Origin of the sequence: Mesorhizobium sp. M0195 (genome assembly GCF_040322115.1) — a bacterium.
Classification (GTDB): domain Bacteria; phylum Pseudomonadota; class Alphaproteobacteria; order Rhizobiales; family Rhizobiaceae; genus Mesorhizobium.
In genome coordinates this window covers 764738-786465 of record NZ_JAMYSV010000001.1, presented here as the reverse complement: position 1 = coordinate 786465, position 21728 = coordinate 764738, and the positions used below count along the sequence as shown (strand labels likewise).

Sequence of the window (21728 nt, the reverse complement as noted above, 5' to 3'; positions counted from 1 at the left end):
AATGAACACCCTTCGCACCGCCATGCTTTTGGCCGCAATGACGGCCCTGTTCATGGGCGTCGGTTATCTGGTCGGCGGATCCGGCGGCATGATGATCGCCTTGCTGATCGCTGCCGGCACCAATCTGTTCAGCTATTGGAACGCCGACAAGATGGTGCTGGCGATGCACCGAGCGATCGAGGTCGACGAAAGCAACGCGCCTGAATATTACGCCATCGTGCAGGGCCTAGCCCGACGCGCCGGTCTGCCGATGCCGAGGACCTATCTCATCGACAATCCGCAGCCCAATGCCTTCGCCACCGGCCGCAATCCGCAAAATGCCGCTGTCGCCGCCAGCACTGGCCTGCTCGAGCGGCTATCGCATGAAGAAGTCGCGGCGGTGATGGCGCACGAGCTCGCCCATGTGCAGCACCGCGATACGCTGACCATGACGATCGTCGCCACCTTCGCCGGCGCAATTTCGATGCTCGGCAATTTCGCCTTCTTCTTCGGCGGTAACCGCGACAACAACAATTCCTTCGGCATCGTCGGCGTGCTGGTGGCAATGATCGTCGCGCCTTTGGCCGCCATGATCGTGCAGATGGCGGTGAGCCGCACTCGCGAATACGAGGCCGACCGGCGCGGTGCCGAAATCTGTGGACACCCGCTGTGGCTCGCCTCGGCGCTTGACAAGATCGCCCGTGGCGCCGAACGCATCCGCAACCCGGATGCCGAGCGCAATCCGGCAACCGCCCATCTCTTCATCATCAATCCTCTTTCCGGCGAGCGCATGGACAATTTGTTCTCCACCCACCCGAGCACCGAAAACCGCATCGCCGCCCTGCAGCGGATGGCGCAACAGATGGCCGGCGCACCCGAAGCGGCCGCGACGCCAAGCCCGGCGCCGGACGGGATCGGGCAGCAGCCGTCGGGTCCGTGGGAAAGGGCCGCCCGGCCCGAAAGGCCGGCCGAGCCGGCCAGGCCGAAACCCAATCCCTGGGGACGCAATCCGACCGGGCCCAAAGGTCCGTGGTCGTGAGCGTCGGGCAACGCCGGCACGCAATTCCAGGCGATCGTCAACACAATTCGGGCAGCGAGGCCGTTGCTGGCCTCGCCGCGCGCAAGGCAGCCGCGCGGCTGCTTGCCGCCGTCATCGACGCGAGAACGCCGCTCGACGGGCTGACCGACCATGAAAACGGCCATCCGCAATACAAGGCGCTCGACCTGCGCGACCGCGCCCTGGTGCGCGCCATTCTGGTCACCGCCCTGCGCTACCGCATGACCATATCAGGCCTGTTGGCCCGCCGCCTGGAAAAGCCGCTGCCGCCCAACGCCACGGCGCTTTCGCACATCTTGCATGTGGCGGCGGCGCAGATCCTGTTCCTCGATGTTCCCGACAGCGCCGCCGTCGACCTCGCCGTGACCCACGCCAAGTCCGATCCGCGCACGGCGCGCTTTTCCGGCCTCGTCAACGGCGTACTGCGTACGTTGGCGCGGGCCAAGCAGGATGAGCTCGCGGCGGCGGTTGCGGCCACCGACGAGGCGCCAAAATGGTTTTCCGACCGTTTGAAAACCGTCTACGGCCTCGACAAGACCAGGCAGATACTGCTCGCCCATCGCCATGAGGCGCCGGTCGATTTCACCGTCAAGTCGGACCCGGCGCTGTGGGCCGAACGGCTCGGCGGCTTCGTCCTGCCGACCGGCACGGTGCGCGTGGAAAAGCTCAGCGCTTCCGTGACCGAACTGCCCGGCTTTGGGGAAGGCGCCTGGTGGGTTCAGGATGCAGCGGCCAGCCTGCCGGCCCGGCTGTTCGGCGACATCAATGGTTTGCGAATCGCCGACCTCTGTGCCGCGCCGGGCGGCAAGACCGCCCAGCTGATCCTCGCCGGCGCCCACGTCACCGCACTCGACATGTCCAGAACACGGCTGGCGCGGCTGACGCAGAATCTCGAACGGCTCGGCCTGTCCGCGGAGATCGCCCACGTCGATCTGCTCAAATACGAGCCGAAGGAGCTCTTCGACGGCGTGCTCCTCGACGCACCTTGCTCTTCGACAGGCACGGTACGGCGGCATCCCGACGTTCCCTGGACGAAGACGGCGGCCGACGTCGAAAAACTGGCCGACCTGCAACGCCGGCTGCTTGCCCGGGCCGTCACCCTGGTCAAGCCTGGCGGACGCATCGTCCTTTCCAACTGTTCGCTCGATTCGCTCGAAGGCGAAGAGCTTTATCGCGGCTTTCTCGCCGGCAATGCGGAAATCATCGACGACCCGCTTCGGCCGGGTGAGATCGCCGGCATCGACCCGTTCCTGACGCCGCAAGGCACGTTGCGCACCACGCCTGCCGACCTGGAGCTTGGCTCCCCTGCCCGTTCCGGGCTGGACGGCTTCTTCGCCGCCCGCATGCGCAGAGCCGGCTAAGGGCAGATATCGAAGCGCGTCCGGCCTTTTGGAGCGAGGAGGCACGGAAAACAGGCTGAACGGCCACGCTGCCGCGGAATTCGCCTTCGCACAAGTTCTTGAATCATATAAACTTGTGCCTGGGTGAGGACGATCAGGAGAGATTTTGGCAATCGCTGCCGGTAACACGACGCGTCTGTGGACGCTTGTCGCGAGGGAGTTCTGGCGCAAGGCGCGCCGGCGCTTGCGTGCCGGACCACTCTATCGCTGGCGCTACTCAGGCCGCACGCCGGAGCGCGTCCTGATCGCCCCGCCGGACCTGCGCCTCGCCGATCCTCAGATCGCGCTCGAGATCTATTACGGCCGCTATCCGCTTTCGGGGCATCTGGTCGAGACCGGCGGCAAATCGCCCTTCCAGATCGACGTGCCCAATCCCGGCTGGCAAAAGACGCTGCATGGCTTTCGCTGGCTGCGCCACATGCGTGCCGCGGGTACCGAGCTCGCCGCCGCCAACGCGCGGGCGTTGGTTTCCGACTGGATTGCAATCCATGGCAGCCATATTTCCGGCGTCGCCTGGGAGCCCGGCACGACGGCCAAGCGCGTCATTGCCTGGCTGCAGCATTCCTCGATCGTGTTGCAGGGCGCCGAATTTCCGTTCTACCGCGCCTTCCTGAAATCGCTTGCCGTCCAGATCCGCTATCTGCGCGCCATGGCGCGCGAGATGCCGGACGGCAAGGACAGGCTGCGCGCGCGCATTGCGCTGGCCTTTGCCGCTTTGTCGCTGCCGGCGCCGGCCTCGGCGCTGCGCGGTGCCACCCGCAGTCTCGCCGACGAGATCGACCGCCAGATCCTGCCTGACGGCGGCCATATCTCGCGCAATCCGATGGCCGTGCTTGAAATCCTCGCCGACCTTCTGCCGTTGCGCCAGACATACGCCAATCAGGCCGAGACACCGCCGGCCGCCCTGATCGGCGCCATCGACCGGATGCTGCCGGCGCTGCGCTTCTTTCGCCATCAGGATGGCAGCCTTGCCCGCTTCAACGGCATGGGCGCCACCATCCACGACCGTATCGCCAGCATCCTGCATCACGACGACACCGCCGGCGCACCATTGCTGCACGCGCCGCATTCGGGTTATGAGCGCCTGTCGATGGGGGGTGTCACCGTGATCGCCGATACCGGACCGCCGCCGCCCGTCGACGTGTCCAATGCCGCTCACGCCGGGTGCCTCGCCTTCGAATTGTCGTCGGGCCGCCAGCACTATATCGTCAACGCCGGCATAGACACCTATGGCGCCGCCGAGTTCCGGCCGCTTGCCCGCGCCACCGCCGCCCACTCGACCGCCACCATCAACGACACGTCGTCGGCGCGCTTCAACCACTCCCTGCGCGTCAACGACCTGCTCGGCACGCCTTTGATCGGCGGACCGCAGCATGTGCCTTGCAAGCGCACCGACCAGAAGGGCAGCCAGGGCTTCATCGCCCGCCATGACGGCTATGTCGCGCGCTTCGGCTTCCTGCATGAGCGCGAGCTGAAATTATCGACCGAAGGCAATGTGCTTGCCGGCAAGGACCGCTTCCTGCGGCCGGGCGGCGCCTCTATCCGCAACAATGGCCGTGATTTCGTCACGGTGCGTTTCCATGTCCATCCCGACATAAACCTGCTCCAGGATGAGCATGACCGTCTGGTGCTGGCCGCCGACCATGCCGACACCTGGGTGTTTACCTCCACCGAAGTGGCACCCGAGGTCGAGGAATCGATCTATTTCGCCGGGCTCGGCGGCCCGCGCCGCAGCCGGCAGATCGTGCTTGCGTTCAAAGCCTCGGAGATTTTCGAGGTCCACTGGCAATTCACGCGGACTACTATCGGTGGTCATCCGGAAAAAGCCGAAGCCAGCGGCAACGGCAAACACTGATCAAGCCTTGCTGCTTGATTTCCGGGCCTCATGTGCTACGGCCCGCGGACGCTCTCCAACCAGAACTGGAAAGGCCGCCAGCCCATGGCCGTCGCCGCCAAGAACATTCCCGCGCCCGACCTTGTTCCGATCCGTCGCGCGCTGCTCTCCGTCTTCGACAAGACCGGCCTGATCGACTTCGCCAAGGCGCTGGCTTCGGCCGGCGTCGAGCTGGTTTCGACCGGCGGCACCGCAAAGGCGATCGCCGAGGCCGGCATGGCCGTGCGCGACGTATCCGAGCTCACCGGCTTTCCCGAGATCATGGACGGCCGCGTCAAGACGCTGCACCCGTCGGTGCATGGCGCACTGCTCGGCGTGCGCGACGATCCCGAGCACGCCGCTGCGATGCGCGACCACGGCATCGAGCCTATAGATCTCGTCGTCTCCAATCTCTATCCATTCGAAGAGGTGCGCCGCTCCGGCGCCGACTACGCGGCGATCGTCGAGAACATCGATATTGGCGGCCCGGCGATGATCCGTGCCTCGGCCAAGAACCACGCCTATGTCGGTATCGTCACCGACCCTGACGACTATGCCTCGGTGCTCAACGCGCTGGAGATGAATTTCGGCTCGCTGTCGCTGGATTTCCGCAAGAAGCTGGCAGCCAAGGCCTTTGCCCGTACTGCCACCTACGACGCGGCGATCTCGGGATGGTTCGCCGAGGCGCTCGAGATCGAGCATCCGACATGGCGCGCCTTCGGCGGCAAGCTGCAATCGGTGATGCGCTATGGCGAAAACCCACATCAGGGCGCCGGCTTCTATGTCAATGGCGACAGGCGGCCGGGCGTCGCTACGGCGCGCCAGCTTCAGGGCAAGCAGCTTTCCTACAACAACATCAACGACACCGACGCCGCCTTCGAGCTGGTCGGCGAATTCGATCCGACCCGCTCCGCCGCAATTGCCATCATCAAGCACGCCAACCCGTGCGGCGTCGCCGAAGCCGCTTCGCTGCACGCGGCCTATGCCAAGGCGCTGGCCTGCGATCCGGTCTCTGCCTTCGGCGGCATCGTCGCCATGAACCGCATCCTCGACGCCGGAACCGCCGAAGAGATCGTCAAGACCTTTACCGAAGTGATCATCGCACCGGAGGCGTCCGAGGAAGCAGTCCGCATCATTGCCGCCAAGAAGAATCTACGCCTGCTGGTTACCGGCGGCCTGCCCGACCCGCGCGCGGCGGGCTTTGGCTTGAAATCGGTTGCCGGCGGCTTGCTGGTCCAGGGCCGCGACAATGCGGTGATTGATGACCTCGACCTGAAAGTGGTGACCAGCCGCGCTCCGACGCCGGCCGAATTGGCCGATCTGAAATTCGCCTTTCGCGTGGCAAAGCACGTCAAGTCGAACGCCATAGTCTATGCCAGGGATGGCGCTACAGTCGGCATCGGCGCCGGCCAGATGAGCCGGGTCGATTCCTCGCGCATCGCCGCGCACAAGGCGCTCGACGCGGCCGAGGCTGCCGGTCTGACGGAGCCTTTGACCAAGGGCTCGGTCGTCGCCTCGGATGCCTTTTTCCCGTTCGCGGATGGGCTTTTGTCGGCAATCGAAGCCGGCGCCACCGCCGTCATTCAGCCCGGCGGCTCGATGCGCGACGACGATGTCATCGCCGCCGCCGATGCTCACGGCATCGCCATGGTGTTTACCGGCGTGAGGCATTTCAGGCATTGAACTCCCTCCCTTCCCTCTGTGGGAGAAGGGACGAGCAGATCACTCCGCCGGCCGATCCGCCGGATAGGGCGTGCCGATCAGGATCGCCATGCCCGCTCCGAGGAACAGCACGATCGCCGCCATGCCGAGCCGCGCCGAGCCGCTGGCCAGGGTGATCGTGGCCACCATGAAGGGTGCGGCAAAACTGGTTGCTCGGCCGGCCAGTGCATAGATGCCGAAATAGCGGCCCGATTCAGCCGCGGAGACGCTGCGCGCCATGTAGGAGCGCGACGAAGCCTGCACCGGCCCGAAAGCAAGCCCGATCAGCAGGCCGTAGAAAATGTAGGCTTTTTCCGCCGCCGTGCCGAACAATCCGCCGCCGTCCAGTCCGGGCATCACCCAGGCGCCGAACAGCGTATAGCCCGGGCCGGTCGAGACGATGCCCAGCGTGGCGATGCTCAGCATGACCAGCGAAATCATCACTATGGACTTGGAACCCAGCGCCGTGTCGAGGCGTGCGGCGACCAGGCATCCGACTATGGCGACGACGTTGAGGATGATGCCGAACAGGCCGATCTCGGTAATCGACCAATGGAACATTGCCGCCGCAAACGTTCCGCCCAACGCCAGCAGCGCGTTGACGCCGTCCTGATAGATCATGCGGGCGACGAGAAAGCGAAAAATGCCGCTGCGCTTGCGCACCTCGGCCAGCGTCGACTTCAGTTCCGACAGTCCCTCGCGCACCGCCGGCCCGATTGGAATGCCTTTGATTGCATCCGGCGTGAAGAAGAACATCGGCAGGATGAACAGGAAATACCAGGCCGCCGACAACGGTCCGGTGGCGCGCGCGTCCTCGCCGAGCCTGGGATCGAGGCCGAAGATCGGGTCCAGCCCAACAACGGTCTTGCCGGTTTCAGGCGAGCCGGCCATAACGGTAACGACGAAGATCAGTGCGATCATGCCGCCGAGATAGCCGAGCCCCCAGGCCATGTTCGAGATCCTGCCGATGTCGCTCTTCGGCACCAGGCGGGGCATCATCGAATCATTGAACACGGTCGAGAATTCCGCCGCGACCGACGCCAGCGAGAACAACGCCACGACCAGAAAAAGATCAGAGCCGGGCGCGGCGAACCACAGCAGGGTGAGGCAGGTGATCTTGACCGCGGCGAAGAAGGCTATCCACGGCTTTCGCGGTCCTGTCTGGTCGGCGATCGAACCGAGGACCGGCGACAAAACAGCGATGACGAGGCCGGCGGCGGCAATGCCGTAGCCCCAGGCCGCTTGCCCGGTCTCGGGATTGCTGGCCATGCGCGAAACGAAATACGGACCAAAGATGAAGGTAGTGACGACCGTGAAAAACGGCTGTGCCGCCCAGTCGAACAGCATCCATCCCCAGATGCCGCGTCCCGACGCCCGCTGCACTGCCATCTCAGCCATGTCCCCTCCGCTGGAGCTTGCTCAATGCCGATCGAATCGGAATGACGCTCCGTCTTGTTGTTGAGCACGATCTTGTCCAAAAGCCGATCGTTAGGTTCGGCATCATGCTCCGGCGCTCCCCAAAGCAGCGCGCCGTTCGCTCTATTGCGCAGTTCTTCCCGGCAATCCCGCGCGATATGGAAGACGTCTCACAGCCCCGTCAGATCGCTCATCAGGCCGGACGCCACCGATAGCCGCGACACGGTGATGTCGCCGCCCTCGGTCAGCGCCTGCAGCCGCTCGCGGATGCGTCCGACCCGTTCGCCGCCGGCCTCCAGCCATGCCGTCACCGGATCCGCCGCCTCGGCATGGCTGGTGAGTGCCGCCACGGCGATACCGCGCCTGGCCGCGCCGATCGTGTCGGTGGCACGGGAAAGCGCCAATTGATCGTAATAATCCGACGGGGTGATCGAGCGCGCCGCATCTTCGACGCGCGGGATGCGGAAGACATCGCTGACCGCGAAAAACGCCTTGGCGGCAGCGACGATGCCAGCATTCGCCGTCCGCGCCGTCAGGGCAATGTCGGGGATGAGTTCCGCCACATCGGTCAACGCCAGTTGTTCGGCAAGGCTCCCCGGCGCGCCGCCCTTCGACAGATTGTGCCGCCGCTCTTCGATCCGCTCGCGCGAGAAGGCCGGCAGCAGCGAAACCAGCTTCGGCTCCAGCGCCTTGCGCGCGTCCTGCAACTCGGCGATCCGCTGCCCTAGCGGCGCGGTGCCGGCATCGTTCTTCAGGTACCAGCCGCTCGTCACATAGATCAGCCGGCTGACCGCCTGATAAAGGTCGAGCTGGATCTGCCCGTCGATCTGGTTGTCGAGCGCGTCGATCTGGCGATAGAGCGCCGGCAGCGCAAATCCATCCCGAACCACGGCGAAGGTGCGCACGACATCGGCGGCACTGCGGCCGGTTGTTTCCTGCAGCCGGTTGACGAAGGACGGACCGCCGCGATTGACCAGATCATTGGCGACGACACGGGCGATGATCTCGCGGCGCAGCCGATGGCCGTGGATTTCCGCAGCATATTTCTTTGCCATGCGCTCGGGAAAGTAACCCATCAGGTCGCGGTCGAAATGCGGATCGTCCGGGACGTCGCTGGCGACGATATCGGAAAACAGCACGATCTTGGCATAGGCAAGCAGCACGCCGAGCTCGGCCCTGGTCAGCGGCTCGCCGCGGGTCTCGCGCTCGACAAGGGCCGCCGGCGACGGCAGCGCCTCGACGGCACGGTCGAGCAGTCCGCGCGCCTCCAGCGCCGCCATGAAGCGGCTCTGATGGGCGATGTCGGCGAGGCCGCGCTTGCGGGCAAGCGACAGCGCCAGCGTCTGCTGGTAATTGTTGGACAGCACCAGGGCGCTGACCTCATCGGTCATCTCGGCCAGCAATTTGTTGCGCGCCGGCCGGGTCAACGATCCCTTGCGCATCGCGGAAGCCAGCGCGATCTTGATGTTGACCTCGACGTCGGAACAGTTCACGCCGCCCGAATTGTCGATCGCATCTGAGTTGCAGCGTCCGCCATTCAATCCGAATTCGATGCGCGCCCGCTGCGTGACGCCGAGATTGGCGCCCTCGCCGATCACCTTGGCGCGCAGGTCGAGCGCGGTGATGCGGATCGCGTCATTGGCACGGTCGCCGACGTCCTGGTTGGTCTCGCCCGATGCCCTGACATAGGTGCCGATGCCGCCGAACCACAAAAGATCTGCCGGCGCCTTGAGGATGGCACTCATGATCTCGACCGGCGTGGCCGTTGTCTTGCCGAGGCCGATCGCTGCAGCCGCGGCGGCCGGCAAGGTGATCGACTTCTGGCTGCGCGAGACGATGATGCCACCTTCGGACAGCTTCGTCTTGTCGTAATCCTGCCAGCTTGAGCGGGCGAGAGCGAACATACGCCGGCGCTCGGCCATCGAAGCCGCCATGTCGGGATCGGGATCGATGAAGATGTCGCGATGATCGAAGGCGGCGATCAGCCGGGTCTGCTCCGACAGCAGCATGCCGTTGCCGAACACGTCGCCCGACATGTCGCCAACGCCGACGACGGTGAACGGAGTGGTTTGGATGTCGCGGTTCATCTCGCGAAAATGCCGCTTGACCGCTTCCCAGGCGCCCTTGGCGGTGATGCCCATCTTCTTGTGGTCGTAACCGGCCGAACCGCCGCTGGCGAAAGCGTCGTCGAGCCAGAAGCCGTGCTTTTCACTGATGGCGTTGGCAATGTCCGAGAAGGTCGCCGTGCCCTTGTCGGCAGCGACGACGAAATAGGGATCGTCCTGGTCGCGCCGCACCACGCCGGCCGGCGGGATGACGCCGTCCAGGCCGATATTGTCGGTGATCGACAACAGGCTGGAAACGTAATTCTTGTAGGCGGCCGTGCCGGCCTCGAAAATTGCGTCGCGCCCGGCGCTCATCGGCAGCTTTTTCGGGTAGAAGCCGCCCTTGGCGCCAACCGGCACGATCACCGCATTCTTGACCTGCTGTGCCTTGACCAGGCCGAGCACCTCGGTGCGATAGTCCTGCGCACGGTCCGACCAGCGCAGGCCGCCGCGCGCGACCGGGCCGAAGCGCAGATGCACACCCTCGACCTCGGAGCCGTAGACGAAGATCTCCCGCCATGGCCGCGGCGCCGGCAGCCCGTCGACCGATTGCGAATCGAGCTTGATGGCCAGCGATTGGCCTTTCTCTTTCGTATCGGCAACGAAATGATTGGTGCGCAGCGAGGCCTCGATCAGATTCAGATAACGGCGGATGATGGTGTCGTCATCGATGTTGGGAACGTCTTCCAGCGCATCCGTGATCTTGGCCTTCAAATGTTTGGCCTGGACGACACCTTCCGTTTCCGCCGTCGGGCCGAGGCGGGCGACGAACAGCGCATGCAGGCCGCGGGCGATCTCGGGATAGCGATTGAGCGCGGCGGCGATGAAATCCTGGCTCTGCGGGATACCGGCCTGCTGCAGATAGCGGCCATAGGCGCGCAGGACGGTGATCTCGCCCGACCACAGGCCGGCGGTCTGGGCAAGGCCGTTATAGCCGTCATTGTCGACATCGCCGCGCCAGACGGAAAGGAACGCATCCTCGAACAGCGCGCCGCCATTGCCGAGGTCGATCGGCCTGCCGTAGCTGTTCTCGAGTTCCATGTCGTGGATGAAGACCATGCCGGATTGATTGTCGCCGACCTCGAAAGTGCGCTCGCTGATGACGCGGAAACCGATGTTTTCCAACACCGGCACACGCCGCGACAGCGCCACCGGGCTGCCGTGGTGATAGATCTTCAGTGCCGCCTGATGCGGCTTCTGGACGGCGTGACGGTAATAGTCGATGGCGATCGGATTTGACGCATCGAGCTTGGCGATGCGCCCGGCGTCGGCCAGCGCCACGGCCGGCGGAAAACTGTCGCGATAACTTTCCGAAAAACGCGAGGCGATGGCCGTGAGTCTCGCATCGGCGCCGGTCTCTGTCGCGGTCTCGCGCAGTGCATCGTCCCAGGTCCGTACGATGTCGCGGATCGCCGCCTCGATCGTCGCCTGCTCGACCTTCGGCGTCTTGCCGCCGGAGCGGCCGATGATGAAATGGACACGCGCCAGCCCGCCTTCCGGGAACGCCGGATAATAGGCCGACAGCCGGCCTTCGAAGACGGTCTTCAGATACGTGCCGATCTTCTCGCGCACGACGCTGTCGTAGCGGTCGCGCGGCACGAAGACGAGCACGGAGACGAAGCGGTCGAACTGGTCGACACGCACCAATGCCCTGACGCGCGGCCGCTCGATCAAGCCAAGGATGGCTTCGGCATGCTTGCGCAGGATCGGCACCGGAACCTGGAACAGCTCGTCGCGCGGATAGCTCTCCAGCACGTTGATCAATGCCTTGCCGGAATGGTCGCTTGGATTGAAGCCGGATTTGGCGATGACGGTTTCCGCCTTCGAGCGCAGATAGGGGATTTTCATCACCGAGCGCGTATAGGCAGTCGACGTGAACAGGCCGACGATGCGGAGCTCGCCCGAAAGCACGCCTTTGCCGGTGTAGGTCTTGACGCCGATGTAGTCGAGGTAGATGCGGCGGTGCACCGATGACTTGGCGTTGGCCTTGGTGACGATCAGCGGTTCCGGCCCATGCAGGAAGGCGCGGATTTCCGGCGTCGTGCTTACCGCTTCGGTGCCGCGCCTGAGCACCAGCACGTCGGGATCGGAAAGGATGCCCAAGCCGGGCTTTTCGGCGCGCTCGAGCATGCCGCTCGTCTCGCCGCCGGTGTAGTTGAATTCGCGCATGCCGAGAAAGGTGAAATTGTCGTCGCGCAGCCATTCGAGGAAGGCGATCGCCTCGGTGACATGGGCCTTGTCGAGCGGCACTGGCGAGTAGCGGAATTCCGAGATCGCTTGGTCGAGGCGGGCGAGCATCGGCTTCCAGTCGGTGACGGCGGCGCGCACTTGGCCGAGCAGCTTGGTCAGGCGCGCGGCCAGACCTTCAGCCTGCTCGGCCGAAAGGCGGCCGATATGGACATGGATGACGCTCAGCCGGTCATGGCTGTGGTCGCCCTTGGCATAACCCCCGTCGCCGAGGATTTCCTCGACGCCGTTTTTGCCGTGCCTGACGACTATGACCGGGTGGGTAACCAGCAGCGGCTCGCCCGCGCTCTCGGTGATTTCGCCGAGGACGGAATCAAACAGGAACGGCATGTTGTCGTTGACGACGGTGATCACCGTCATCGGCCGGCCCTGGCGGACGACACCGGATTCGACGTCTATGGCAACGACGCAGTCGTCCTTCTTGTGCCTGGCCACTGCGCGGCCGGCGAGTTCGGCAGCGCGTTCGAGATCGATGACGTCGTAGGCGGCGACATCTTCGGCCGGAGCTCGGGCCAGCAGGTAGTCGGCAAGCCTGCCGGGCTTTTCGCCACCCGCGGCTTCACCCCTCGTCAGGCCGGCTTTTTTCAACCGGCTCGCTGACTTTACACTGGCCATGAGTCCCTCCCGTCGCATGTTTTTGCGGCTATGCTAACAGATGACGGGTATTTGGCGACAAAGGTTTGACGGCTTGCGACGAAATGTCGGAATTCACCGGCAGCCTGGCGAAAAACGAGGAGAAATCCGCCATGACGGACAAAATCACAGCGCTTGACCTGGCACCGGCGGAGCTGAGCGACGCGACCAAGGCCTATTTCGCCAAATGCCGGGAGAAACTCGGCCTCGTTCCCAATGTGCTACTCGCCTATGCCTTCGACGAGAAGAAGCTGCGCGCTTTCACCGACATGTACAATGATTTGATGCTGGGTGAATCCGGCCTGTCGAAACTCGAGCGCGAGATGATCGCGGTCGCCGTCTCTTCGGTCAACCATTGCTACTATTGCCTGGCCGCGCATGGCGCGGCGGTGCGCCAGCTTTCCGGCGACCCCGCCTTCGGCGAGATGATGGTGATGAATTTTCGCGCCGCCAAGCTGTCGGACAGGCAACGCGCCATGCTCGAATTCGCGGTGAAGCTGACTGAGCAGCCGGCAAAGATCGTCGAAGCGGACCGGGCGGCGCTGCGGCAAGTCGGCTTTTCCGACCGCGACATATGGGATGTCGCCTCGACCGCGGCATTCTTCAACATGTCGAACCGGTTGGCATCGGCAATCGATATGCGGCCGAACGATGAATACCACGCGATGGCTCGATAGGGCGCCGCCGTTGCGGGCCAACCGCACATTATATTAGCTACTTCGCATTCTCGTTGCTTGTTTGCCGGTTTGGTCAGATGATCGGCATGCGGCATGACCGCATGCCGGTTCGATGCCGCCGATCAGAGGAGGAGAACATGGCGAAATTTCTCTACGTCTATCATGGCTCAGGCAAGATGCCGACCGAGGAGGCCGAACGGAAGGCAGCGATGGATGCCTGGAACGGCTGGTATGGCAAGCTTGGCTCAGCGGTGGTCGACGGTGGCAATCCAGTCGGCATGTCGAAGACCGTACTGCCTGGCGGCAAGGTCGAGAACAACGGCGGCAGCAATCCGACCGCTGGTTACACCATCATCGAAGCAAAAGACATCGACGATGCCGTCGGCAAAGCCAAGGATTGTCCTATCTTGACCGACCCAGCCTTTAGTATCGAGATCGCGCCGATCATCGAAATGGGTTGACGCGCCGGCTCAAGACCGCGCCGCGATCGCCGCCGCAGCGCCGGCCATGGTGCCGGCGCTGATGCGGTTGGCGATCTTCATCGCCCGCTTGCTTCTCAAGAGCTTGCGCGCCTGCGATGCGGCGAGCACCCAGGTCAAATCGATGGCGACCAGGACCACTGCCATGGTCGCCGTCAGCTCGACCCAGCCGACCATGCTGACCGAACCGAGGTCGATGATGGTCGGCAGCAGCGCCAGGTAGAACATCATGATCTTCGGGTTGCCGAGCGTCACCGCCATGCCGGCAAAGAACAGCTTGACGGGCGAATCTTCGCGCGGCAGCGAACCTTCTTTTGCCTCGACCGGCGCCGTCCACATCTTCCAGGCCAGCCAGGCGAGATAAGCAACGCCAACCCATTTCACGACGACAAAGGCAAAATGGAACGTCTGCGCCACCACGGCGAGGCCAAACACCGCCAGGGACAGCCAGATCGCTTCGCCGATCCACATGGCAAGCAGGAACGGAAACACGTCGCGAAACCCTTTCGAGATGACCCGCGCCACAAGAGCGGCGATCGATGGGCCGGGCGAGCCGGCTGCAACAAGCAGGGCGCCGGCAAAAATCAGCAGCGACGTGAAATGCATGACGCGGTCTCGCTTGAAATGTTTGGGTCGTTCAACATAACCCAACTGTTCCGGCGACGGTAGCGTCTACCGAAAGAAGGCTTGTCGGCCAGGCACCTCACGGCTAGAGATGTCGTTCCGAAATCCTTTCCGAGCTTCACTTTGCCTACGTAACCGCCGGTCTCGTCAACTCCCCCAATACAGAGCAGGGCGTCGCAGTCGCGATGCCTGTTTTCACATCATGTGTTCCTCGGGTGGCGGTTCGAGACCGGTTTGGCACTGCTGAACCGCTGTCGCGCATAACCACCCGCGACACCTGATTTCCAACTGCCGCAGTCTCTCGCCACGCCGTGCCCGCAAGGGTTCTCGATATCGCCGATCTGACGAACTTCCCGACGGGAAGGGCTTTTCGGCATGCCTTCGATACTGCGTATCCGCTGGGCGATCACACCCAAGACCGCACCTCGACCTCACCTCAACTGCAATCGCTGCGGCGGCCTGAAAGCCTATCGCTGCAGCGGCAAATTCCGGGTCAATGCCAACGGCAAGCGCATTGATGCCTGGTTGATCTACCGCTGCATCGACTGCGACAATTCCTGGAATTTCGGCATTCTGGAGCGCTGCAGCCGCCGCGATATCGAACCGGCAATATTGCAGGCGCTCGAAAGCAACGATCCGGTCCTGGCGCGGCGCCATGCTTTCGATGTTGCCGCATTGCGAAGCAGGATCGGGCGCGTCGAGGAGTTTCCTGAAGCCATCGTTCATAAGCAGGTGCTCGGGGACAGGCCGGAAAATACCAGCGCTCTCGAACTTCAGCTCTGGCTCGAAATGCCGACAACGCTGCGGCTCGACCGGTTGCTGGCCAGCGAACTCGGTGTCCCGCGATCGCGGCTACAGGTTTGGGAAGAGAAGCGATTGCTGGTAGTTGGTCCGGACGGGGCCAAAGCCTTGCGCCGGCCGGCGCGGGCGGGATCGGCGATCCGGATCCACCTGTCTGGCGAACCAGACCGGGACGAAATCATTTCGGCTGCAGGTGGATGAGGCGACGGCAAGGGAATCCGTAATCAGAGACAGTTACGGCCAGGGGTCAGTCGCCCTCTTTGGAGGCCGAGCCAATCAAACCCTTGGCCGCATCGAGATCGCTGTCGGCGACTTGCACATGGATCAAGCCAAGCCTGCCCGTGTCGAGAAGATAATTCGCGAGAGCATAAATTCCATACGCGTCGAGCATCGACACGCAAACTTCGGCCTCGGGTCGATTGTCGTATATGACAGCCGTGACGAGTTTACCGCTCATTGCGCGGTATTGCCCTTTATGCCGCGCCGACCACTTTCGCCGACTTCTCAAAACGCTTGCGCTCGTTCGGATCGAGATAGAGCTTGCGCAGGCGGATGGTCTTCGGCGTCACTTCGACCAGCTCGTCGTCCTGGATCCAGGCCAGCGCGCGTTCCAGCGTCATGCGGATCGGCGGTGTCAGCTTCACCGCCTCGTCCTTGCCGGCGGCGCGGATGTTGGTCAGCTTCTTGCCCTTGAGCACGTTGACTTCGAGGTCGTTGTCCCTGGAATGGATGCCGATGATCATGCCCTGATAGACCTTGACGCCGGGGTCGATGACCATCGGGCCGCGATCTTCCAGGTTCCACATGGCGTACGCCACCGATTCACCCTGTTCATTAGAGATCAGCACGCCGTTGGTACGGCCCGGCAGCTCACCCTTGTAAGGTTCATAGGCATGGAACAGCCGGTTCATCACAGCGGTGCCGCGCGTGTCGGTCAACAGTTCCGACTGGTAGCCGATCAACCCGCGCGTCGGTGCGTGGAAGACGATGCGCTGGCGATTGCCGCCCGAAGGGCGAAGCTCGACCATCTCGGCCTTGCGCTCCGACATCTTCTGCACGACGACGCCGGCATGCTCCTCGTCGACGTCGATGACGACTTCCTCGACCGGCTCCAGTAATTCGCCGCTGTCGCCCTTCTGCATGACGACGCGCGGCCGCGACACGGCGATCTCAAAACCTTCGCGGCGCATCGTCTCGATCAGCACGGCCAACTGCAATTCGCCACGGCCGGAGACGAAGAACGAATCCTTGTCCGGCGATTCCTCGATCTTCAGCGCGACATTGCCTTCAGCCTCGCGCAGCAGGCGGTCGCGGATGACGCGGCTGGTCACCTTGTCGCCTTCGGTGCCGGCCAGCGGGGAATCATTGACCAGGAACGACATCGTCACGGTCGGCGGATCGATCGGCTGCGCATGCAGCGGTTCGGTCACCGACGGGTCGCAGAACGTGTCGGCGACGGTGCCCTTCGACAGGCCGGCAATAGCGACGATGTCGCCCGCCTGCGCCTCGTCGATGGGCTGGCGCTCGAGCCCGCGGAAAGCGAGGATCTTCGAGATTCGGCCGGTTTCGACCTGGGTGCCGTCATGGTGCAGCACCTTGACCGCCTGGTTGGATTTCAGCGTGCCGGATTCGATACGGCCGGTGATGATGCGGCCGAGGAACGGATTGGCTTCCAGGATGGTGCCGATCATGCGGAACGGGCCGGGATGAACGGTCGGCGCCGGCACGTGCTTGATGACGAGGTCGAACAGCGGCGCCAGAGCCTGGTCCTTCGGACCTTCGGGGTTTTCCGAGACCCAGCCGTCGCGGCCTGAACCGTAAAGGATAGGAAAGTCGAGCTGCTCGTCGGTAGCGTCAAGTGCTGCAAAAAGATCGAACACCTCGTTGACCACTTCGACGTGGCGGGCATCTGGCCGGTCGATCTTGTTGATGACGACGATCGGCTTCAGCCCAACCTTGAGTGCCTTGCCGACCACGAATTTGGTCTGCGGCATCGGCCCCTCGGCGGCGTCGACCAGCACGATGGCCGAATCCACCATCGACAGAATGCGCTCGACCTCGCCGCCGAAGTCGGCGTGGCCGGGCGTGTCGACGATGTTGATGCGGGTATCCTTCCAGTCGACCGAGGTCGCCTTGGCCAGGATGGTGATGCCGCGTTCCTTTTCAAGATCGTTTGAATCCATGGCGCGCTCGGCGACGCGCTGGTTGTCGCGGAACGAGCCGGACTGTTTCAGGAGTTGGTCGACGAGGGTGGTTTTTCCATGGTCGACGTGCGCGATGATCGCGATATTGCGGATTTTCATGTTTCGGTCTCGGGAGCGTTGCAGGCAGCAGGCCAAAAGGCGCTGCCTCTTTCGGTTGGGCGGCTCATACAGGGTTTTTCGCATTTGCGAAAGAGGAGGCGAGCCACCAAATAAAGTCACCAAATCTTAAATATCTTGGTGTGAAGTGGAATTATTAACCAAGGCGGAACCTTTCGTGGTCCGGACAGTTCGAATTTCATGATCGAGACAGGCATCAAACTCCGGCCGATTTTGGCATGTACCGCGCTCGCCGTCCTCCTCGCGGCAAGCGCGGCGCAATCGGCCGCGCCGTCCAAGGAGACGCGGTCTGCTCTGCTGTCCGACAAGCGCTCGGCAGAGCAGCTTTTTGCCGATGCTCCGGACGGCGTCGACCCGGTGGTGACCGGACCGGTCAGCACCGCCTTCAAGCAAAGGCAAAAAAACGCCGGATGCGACAGCGCCGTCTGGCCCAAGATTCCCGTCGTCTGCTATCCCGATTGATGCACATCCACCTTCGGGGTGGTCCTAAAAGGCAATCTCACGCCGACCGCACCGGATCGAGCGTGACCTTATAGAGTTCGCTGTCGTCGCAATCCATCAGCCGCACCGTCAACTGCTCGGTGGCTCCATCGATGTCGACGAGCCCGAAGAACTGCAGGCCGGCCGACGGCGGCAGGTTCTGACCCTGTTCGGCGGTCGGTGCCTTGATGAACCTCAGCTCCGGGCCGAAAGTCATGTCGAAAGCATTCGGTCCGAATGTGCCGGCGTGGATCGGACCCGAAACGAATTCCCAGAACGGATTGAAGTCCTGGAACTGCGCCTTGTCCGGATTGTAATAATGCGCGGCTGTGTAATGCACGTCTGCGGTTAGCCAGACGGTATTGCTGATCCCCGCGTTCTTTATATAGCGAAGGAGGTCGGCAATTTCCAGCTCGCGCCCCTTGGCCGGGCCATTGTCGCCATTGCTGATTGCCTCGGCCCCGACCTTCTTGGTGCCGTCGTTCCAGACGACGAGGCCGAGCGGCATGTCGGCGGCGATGATTTTCCAGGTTGCATTGGAATTCGCCAGCTCGCGCTTCAGCCATTTCGTCTGTTGTTCGCCGAGGATGCGCGATTGCGGCGTCATCGTCTCCTGCATATTCTGACCGTTGGGGCCGCGATAGGAACGCATGTCGAGGAAGAACACGTCGAGCAACGGCCCATAGGCGATTTTGCGGTAGACACGGCCGGGCTCCGATGGCTCGTAGCGGATCGTCGTCATTTCGTGGAAGGCGCGCGCCGCGCGTGCCGCCAGTACATGGATGGATTTTTCGGTGTAGCGGTCGTCGGCGCTCAGATCCTTCGAATCCGACCAGTTGTTCACCACCTCGTGGTCGTCCCACTGGTAGAACGTCGGGCAGATGGCGTTCAGCGCCAGCACGTTCCTGTCCATCAAATTGTATTTCCACTGACCCCGGTATTCGTCCAGCGTCTCGGCAACCTTGCGTTTTTCGTCGATCAGCACGGTGTTCTTCCACTTGCCGCCGCCGGGCAGGTCGACCTCGTCCTTCATCGCGCCATCGGCATAGATCGTATCGCCCGAATGCAGGAAGAAGTCCGGCGTGTGCTTGGCGATAGTGGCGTAGGTCTTCATGCCGGTGTCGTCGATGCCCCAGCCCTGGCCAGCGGTGTCGCCCGACCAAGCGAAACGAATGTCGCGCTTCGAGGCAGGTGCCGTGCGGAAGCGGCCGACGATCGGCTCGGAAACGGCGTTAATATCGGAAAGATCGGCCGCGACCATGCGGTAGAAGATGTCCTGGTCGGAGGCGAGATCGGTAAGCAGCCGCTTCACCGTATAGTCGCTGGCCGGCGAGCTATCGAGCGGCGCCAGGCGGACGGCATTGGCGAAGCTCTCCGTCGGCGACACTTCGAACATGACGCGCGACGGCCGGTCCGTGCGCGCCCAGACCATGCCGCTGGTCGCATCGACGTCGCCGGATTGGATCCCGTGGGTAAAGGCCGGGCGCTGATTGGCGCGCGAGTAATAGGGAAGCGCGAGGCCCGACGCGCCGACCAGGCCAACGGCGCTGGCCGACGTGACGAAAGCGCGCCGCGTCATCGAAATCTTGTTCATGGCTGTCTCCTGGATGGCGTTGAACGTCGCCGCCAAGCTCCAGCTTCAATGTTTCAGGCACATTTCGAAACGATGAAGGTTTTCTGACATCAACAGGATGGCGAATCTCCCTCCTTGAGGGGGAGATGTCGCCGGAGGCGACAGAGGGGGTCGTCTCGCATGGAGCACCGACCTCTTGCGCCTGCGATAAGGGGCCGAGCCCGGTCGGACCGACCCCCTCTGGCCGCTTCGCGGCCATCTCCCCCTCAACGGGGGAGATTAGCACTCAACTGTCGCACCCTAAGCCGCCTGCGGTTCCGGCTCGAAGGCCGGGCGGCTGGTGTTGATCAGCAGCGAGATGCAGGCGGCGGCTATTGCCGTCATACCGGCGATCAGGAAGGCAAGCTCGTAATTGCCTTGCAGCTCGCGCATGGTGCCGCCGAAGAAGGCCGCTGTCGCGGCGCCAACCTGATGGCCGGCGACGATCCAGCCGAAGACGATCGGTCCGCTGCGGTCGCCGAACGCCTCGTTGGAAAGCCTCAGCGTCGGCGGCACCGTGGCGATCCAGTCCAGTCCGTAAAACACGGCGAAGATGATCAAGCTGGTGGCCGAAAAGCCGGAATAGGGCAGATAGATCAACGACAGGCCGCGGATGCCGTAATAGACGCCGAGCAGCTTGCGCGGATCGAAACGGTCGGTGAGCCAGCCCGATAGCGTCGTGCCGATCAGGTCGAAAATGCCCATCATCGACAGCAGGCCGGCGGCTTGCACTTCGCCTATGCCCATGTCGCCGCAAAAGGCGATCAGGTGCGTGCCGACCAGCCCGTTGGTGGTGAAGCCGCAGACGAAGAAAGTGGCGAACAGATACCAGAACACGCGCGTGCCGGCGGCGCGGCGCAGCGTGCTCAGCGTATGCGAAAGGAAATTGCCCTGCGCGGCCGGCGGCGCCGGCGGCACGTCGTCGGCATCAGCGCCATAGCGGACCATGCCGATCGAGGCCGGGCGCTCCGGCACCAGCATATAGACCAGCGGCACCAGGCAGGCGGTGGCCACGGCAATGGCGATGGCGACCGGCTTCCAGCCGCCTGACTGGGCGAGCGAGGCGAGCAACGGCAGGAAGACCAGCAGCCCGGTGGCGCTGGACGCCGACATCAGTCCCATCACCAGGCCGCGATTGGTCTTGAACCAGCGGTTGACGATGGTTGCGCCGAGCACGGTGGCGACGGCGCCCGAGCTGACGCCGGAAAACACGCCCCAGGTGAGGAGCAGATGCCACGGCTTGGTCATCAACAGGCTGAGCGCGGTCGATCCCGACATCAAAAGCAGCGCGGCAAGCAAGGTGCGGCGCAGCCCGATCCGCTCCATCAGCGCCGCGGCAAACGGCCCGGTCAGGCCATAGAGGAAGATGCCAGTGGCAGCGGCCAGTGAGACGACGTCGCGCCGCCAGCCGAAACTGTTCTCCAGCGGCAGCATCATGACTGCCGGCGCCGAACGCAGGCCCGCTGCGATCAGCAGGCAAAGGAAGATGACGGCGACCACGACGAAAGCGTAGCGCTGGCCAAACGGGCGGGATTGAGCTATCATGTTACTGACCGGTACGTTGCAGGAGCGCGAAACATACGTACCGACCGGTAACATTGTCAACCAGCTAATCGGTACACCAGACATGAAAAGCATTGAACCAACGATCAAGGCGAATGACGCACCGCCGCCTCGCGCCGCCGAACGGATTCTCCAGGTGGCGCGCGACCTGTTTTACCGGCAAGGCATCAGGGCGATCGGCGTCGACGAGATCGTGCGGCGTGCCGGCGTCACCAAGCCCAGCCTCTACCGCAGCTTTCCGTCCAAGGATGAGTTGGCCGCATCCTATCTCCGGCACTATGACCTCGAATTTTGGGAGCGCTTCGACGAGGCGGTGAATGCCCATCCCGGCGATCCGCGCGCGCAGATCCTCGCCTTCCTGACGCGTGTCGGCAAGCGTACGCAAAGGCCCGATTATCGCGGCTGCGGCATGACCAATGCCGCGGTCGAATATCCCGAACATGGCCATCCAGCCCGCGTCGTGAGCGAAGCCAACAAGCGGGAATTGCGCCGGCGCCTGCGTGCCATGGCGGCAGAGATGGGCGCCGGCGACGCCGACACGCTAGGCGACGGGCTGCTGCTCCTGATCGAGGGCGCCTATATCAGCGGCCAGCTGTTCGGTGTCGGCGGGCCGGCGCAGTCGGTCGCCCGCAACGCCGACCTTCTGATCGAGGCAAGCTTGAAGAAATAGCGTTCCGTTTACCAGATCACTGTGAGCAGCCTGAGTTCGTCTAGGCTGCTGCTAGATTTGACGGTACGCTGCGGCAGCCCGAACGGAGTT

General features: G+C 63.5%; 16 protein-coding genes. 9 read left to right on the top strand and 7 right to left on the bottom strand.

Annotated features, from left to right (window positions below; translation table 11 throughout):
* Position 1 precedes the first annotated feature (1 nt).
* The 4 genes from htpX (at position 2) to purH (ending at position 5992) form a co-directional block, all read left to right on the top strand.
* Positions 2-1018: a zinc metalloprotease HtpX gene (htpX, locus tag NKJ12_RS03920; protein WP_352504870.1), complete on the top strand. Its 1017-nt coding sequence runs from the start codon at positions 2-4 to the stop codon at positions 1016-1018.
* On the top strand, positions 1009-2397 hold the full coding sequence (locus NKJ12_RS03915) for an RsmB/NOP family class I SAM-dependent RNA methyltransferase (protein ID WP_352701305.1): 1389 nt from the start codon (positions 1009-1011) through the stop codon (positions 2395-2397). The genes htpX and NKJ12_RS03915 overlap by 10 nt, the downstream gene beginning before the upstream one ends.
* A gap of 145 nt (positions 2398-2542) precedes the next feature.
* Complete coding sequence (locus tag NKJ12_RS03910; protein ID WP_352701304.1) at positions 2543-4291, top strand: heparinase II/III family protein; 1749 nt, start codon at positions 2543-2545, stop codon at positions 4289-4291.
* Between the two features lie 84 nt (positions 4292-4375).
* Positions 4376-5992: a bifunctional phosphoribosylaminoimidazolecarboxamide formyltransferase/IMP cyclohydrolase gene (gene purH, locus NKJ12_RS03905; protein WP_352701303.1), complete on the top strand. Its 1617-nt coding sequence runs from the start codon at positions 4376-4378 to the stop codon at positions 5990-5992.
* 39 nt (positions 5993-6031) lie between these two features.
* On the opposite strand, the gene NKJ12_RS03900 is transcribed toward purH, so the two are convergent.
* Together NKJ12_RS03900 and NKJ12_RS03895 are read right to left on the bottom strand one after the other, a co-directional pair.
* On the bottom strand, positions 6032-7408 hold the full coding sequence (locus NKJ12_RS03900; protein ID WP_254820428.1) for an MFS transporter: 1377 nt from the start codon (positions 7406-7408) through the stop codon (positions 6032-6034).
* Between the two features lie 188 nt (positions 7409-7596).
* A complete protein-coding gene (locus NKJ12_RS03895) occupies positions 7597-12393 on the bottom strand; it encodes an NAD-glutamate dehydrogenase (RefSeq protein WP_352701302.1) in 4797 nt (1598 codons plus the stop codon).
* A gap of 131 nt (positions 12394-12524) precedes the next feature.
* Here NKJ12_RS03895 and NKJ12_RS03890 point away from each other — a divergent pair, with 131 nt between their 5' ends.
* Complete coding sequence (locus tag NKJ12_RS03890; RefSeq protein WP_254817739.1) at positions 12525-13088, top strand: peroxidase-related enzyme; 564 nt, start codon at positions 12525-12527, stop codon at positions 13086-13088.
* A gap of 137 nt (positions 13089-13225) precedes the next feature.
* The gene (locus NKJ12_RS03885) at positions 13226-13549 is read left to right on the top strand and encodes a YciI family protein (RefSeq protein ID WP_352479555.1); all 324 of its coding nucleotides are present in this window, start codon (positions 13226-13228) and stop codon (positions 13547-13549) included.
* 9 nt (positions 13550-13558) lie between these two features.
* Here the strand turns inward: NKJ12_RS03885 and NKJ12_RS03880 are convergent, their stop codons facing one another.
* Positions 13559-14173 (bottom strand): LysE family translocator, encoded by a 615-nt coding sequence (locus tag NKJ12_RS03880; protein WP_352701301.1) that lies wholly within the window; start codon positions 14171-14173, stop codon positions 13559-13561.
* Between the two features lie 393 nt (positions 14174-14566).
* On the opposite strand from NKJ12_RS03880, the gene NKJ12_RS03875 reads away from it, so the two are divergent.
* Positions 14567-15193 carry a DUF1062 domain-containing protein gene (locus NKJ12_RS03875; RefSeq protein ID WP_352701300.1) on the top strand — a complete coding sequence of 209 codons (627 nt, stop codon included), beginning with the start codon at positions 14567-14569 and terminating at the stop codon, positions 15191-15193.
* Positions 15194-15239: 46 nt separating this feature from the next.
* On the opposite strand, the gene NKJ12_RS03870 is transcribed toward NKJ12_RS03875, so the two are convergent.
* Positions 15240-15449, bottom strand: a complete 210-nt coding sequence (locus NKJ12_RS03870; RefSeq protein ID WP_352474675.1) for a hypothetical protein — start codon at positions 15447-15449, stop codon at positions 15240-15242.
* Between the two features lie 16 nt (positions 15450-15465).
* Entirely contained in the window at positions 15466-17295 is a 1830-nt protein-coding gene (gene typA / locus NKJ12_RS03865; RefSeq protein WP_023678130.1) for a translational GTPase TypA, read from the bottom strand.
* 198 nt (positions 17296-17493) lie between these two features.
* Here typA and NKJ12_RS03860 point away from each other — a divergent pair, with 198 nt between their 5' ends.
* On the top strand, positions 17494-17775 hold the full coding sequence (locus NKJ12_RS03860; protein ID WP_352701299.1) for a hypothetical protein: 282 nt from the start codon (positions 17494-17496) through the stop codon (positions 17773-17775).
* Between the two features lie 37 nt (positions 17776-17812).
* On the opposite strand, the gene NKJ12_RS03855 is transcribed toward NKJ12_RS03860, so the two are convergent.
* Together NKJ12_RS03855 and NKJ12_RS03850 are read right to left on the bottom strand one after the other, a co-directional pair.
* Complete coding sequence (locus NKJ12_RS03855) at positions 17813-19387, bottom strand: alkaline phosphatase D family protein (RefSeq protein ID WP_352701298.1); 1575 nt, start codon at positions 19385-19387, stop codon at positions 17813-17815.
* 279 nt (positions 19388-19666) lie between these two features.
* Positions 19667-20950, bottom strand: a complete 1284-nt coding sequence (locus NKJ12_RS03850; RefSeq protein WP_254817746.1) for an MFS transporter — start codon at positions 20948-20950, stop codon at positions 19667-19669.
* Positions 20951-21032: 82 nt separating this feature from the next.
* Between NKJ12_RS03850 and NKJ12_RS03845 the strand changes: the two genes are divergently transcribed.
* Positions 21033-21638 carry a TetR/AcrR family transcriptional regulator gene (locus tag NKJ12_RS03845; RefSeq protein ID WP_352509069.1) on the top strand — a complete coding sequence of 202 codons (606 nt, stop codon included), beginning with the start codon at positions 21033-21035 and terminating at the stop codon, positions 21636-21638.
* Positions 21639-21728 lie beyond the last annotated feature (90 nt).

What these genes read in the sequence shown, in the direction of transcription:
- NKJ12_RS03875 (WP_352701300.1), top strand. Translation starts at nt 14,567, where the DNA reads ATGCCTTCGATACTGCGTATCCGCTGGGCGATCACACCCAAGACCGCA.
- NKJ12_RS03885 (WP_352479555.1), top strand. Translation starts at nt 13,226, where the DNA reads ATGGCGAAATTTCTCTACGTCTATCATGGCTCAGGCAAGATGCCGACC.
- NKJ12_RS03850 (WP_254817746.1), bottom strand. Translation starts at nt 20,950, where the DNA reads ATGATAGCTCAATCCCGCCCGTTTGGCCAGCGCTACGCTTTCGTCGTG.
- NKJ12_RS03845 (WP_352509069.1), top strand. Translation starts at nt 21,033, where the DNA reads ATGAAAAGCATTGAACCAACGATCAAGGCGAATGACGCACCGCCGCCT.
- purH (WP_352701303.1), top strand. Translation starts at nt 4,376, where the DNA reads ATGGCCGTCGCCGCCAAGAACATTCCCGCGCCCGACCTTGTTCCGATC.
- NKJ12_RS03900 (WP_254820428.1), bottom strand. Translation starts at nt 7,408, where the DNA reads ATGGCTGAGATGGCAGTGCAGCGGGCGTCGGGACGCGGCATCTGGGGA.
- NKJ12_RS03895 (WP_352701302.1), bottom strand. Translation starts at nt 12,393, where the DNA reads ATGGCCAGTGTAAAGTCAGCGAGCCGGTTGAAAAAAGCCGGCCTGACG.
- htpX (WP_352504870.1), top strand. Translation starts at nt 2, where the DNA reads ATGAACACCCTTCGCACCGCCATGCTTTTGGCCGCAATGACGGCCCTG.
- NKJ12_RS03870 (WP_352474675.1), bottom strand. Translation starts at nt 15,449, where the DNA reads ATGAGCGGTAAACTCGTCACGGCTGTCATATACGACAATCGACCCGAG.
- NKJ12_RS03855 (WP_352701298.1), bottom strand. Translation starts at nt 19,387, where the DNA reads ATGAACAAGATTTCGATGACGCGGCGCGCTTTCGTCACGTCGGCCAGC.
- NKJ12_RS03860 (WP_352701299.1), top strand. Translation starts at nt 17,494, where the DNA reads ATGATCGAGACAGGCATCAAACTCCGGCCGATTTTGGCATGTACCGCG.
- NKJ12_RS03880 (WP_352701301.1), bottom strand. Translation starts at nt 14,173, where the DNA reads ATGCATTTCACGTCGCTGCTGATTTTTGCCGGCGCCCTGCTTGTTGCA.
- typA (WP_023678130.1), bottom strand. Translation starts at nt 17,295, where the DNA reads ATGAAAATCCGCAATATCGCGATCATCGCGCACGTCGACCATGGAAAA.
- NKJ12_RS03890 (WP_254817739.1), top strand. Translation starts at nt 12,525, where the DNA reads ATGACGGACAAAATCACAGCGCTTGACCTGGCACCGGCGGAGCTGAGC.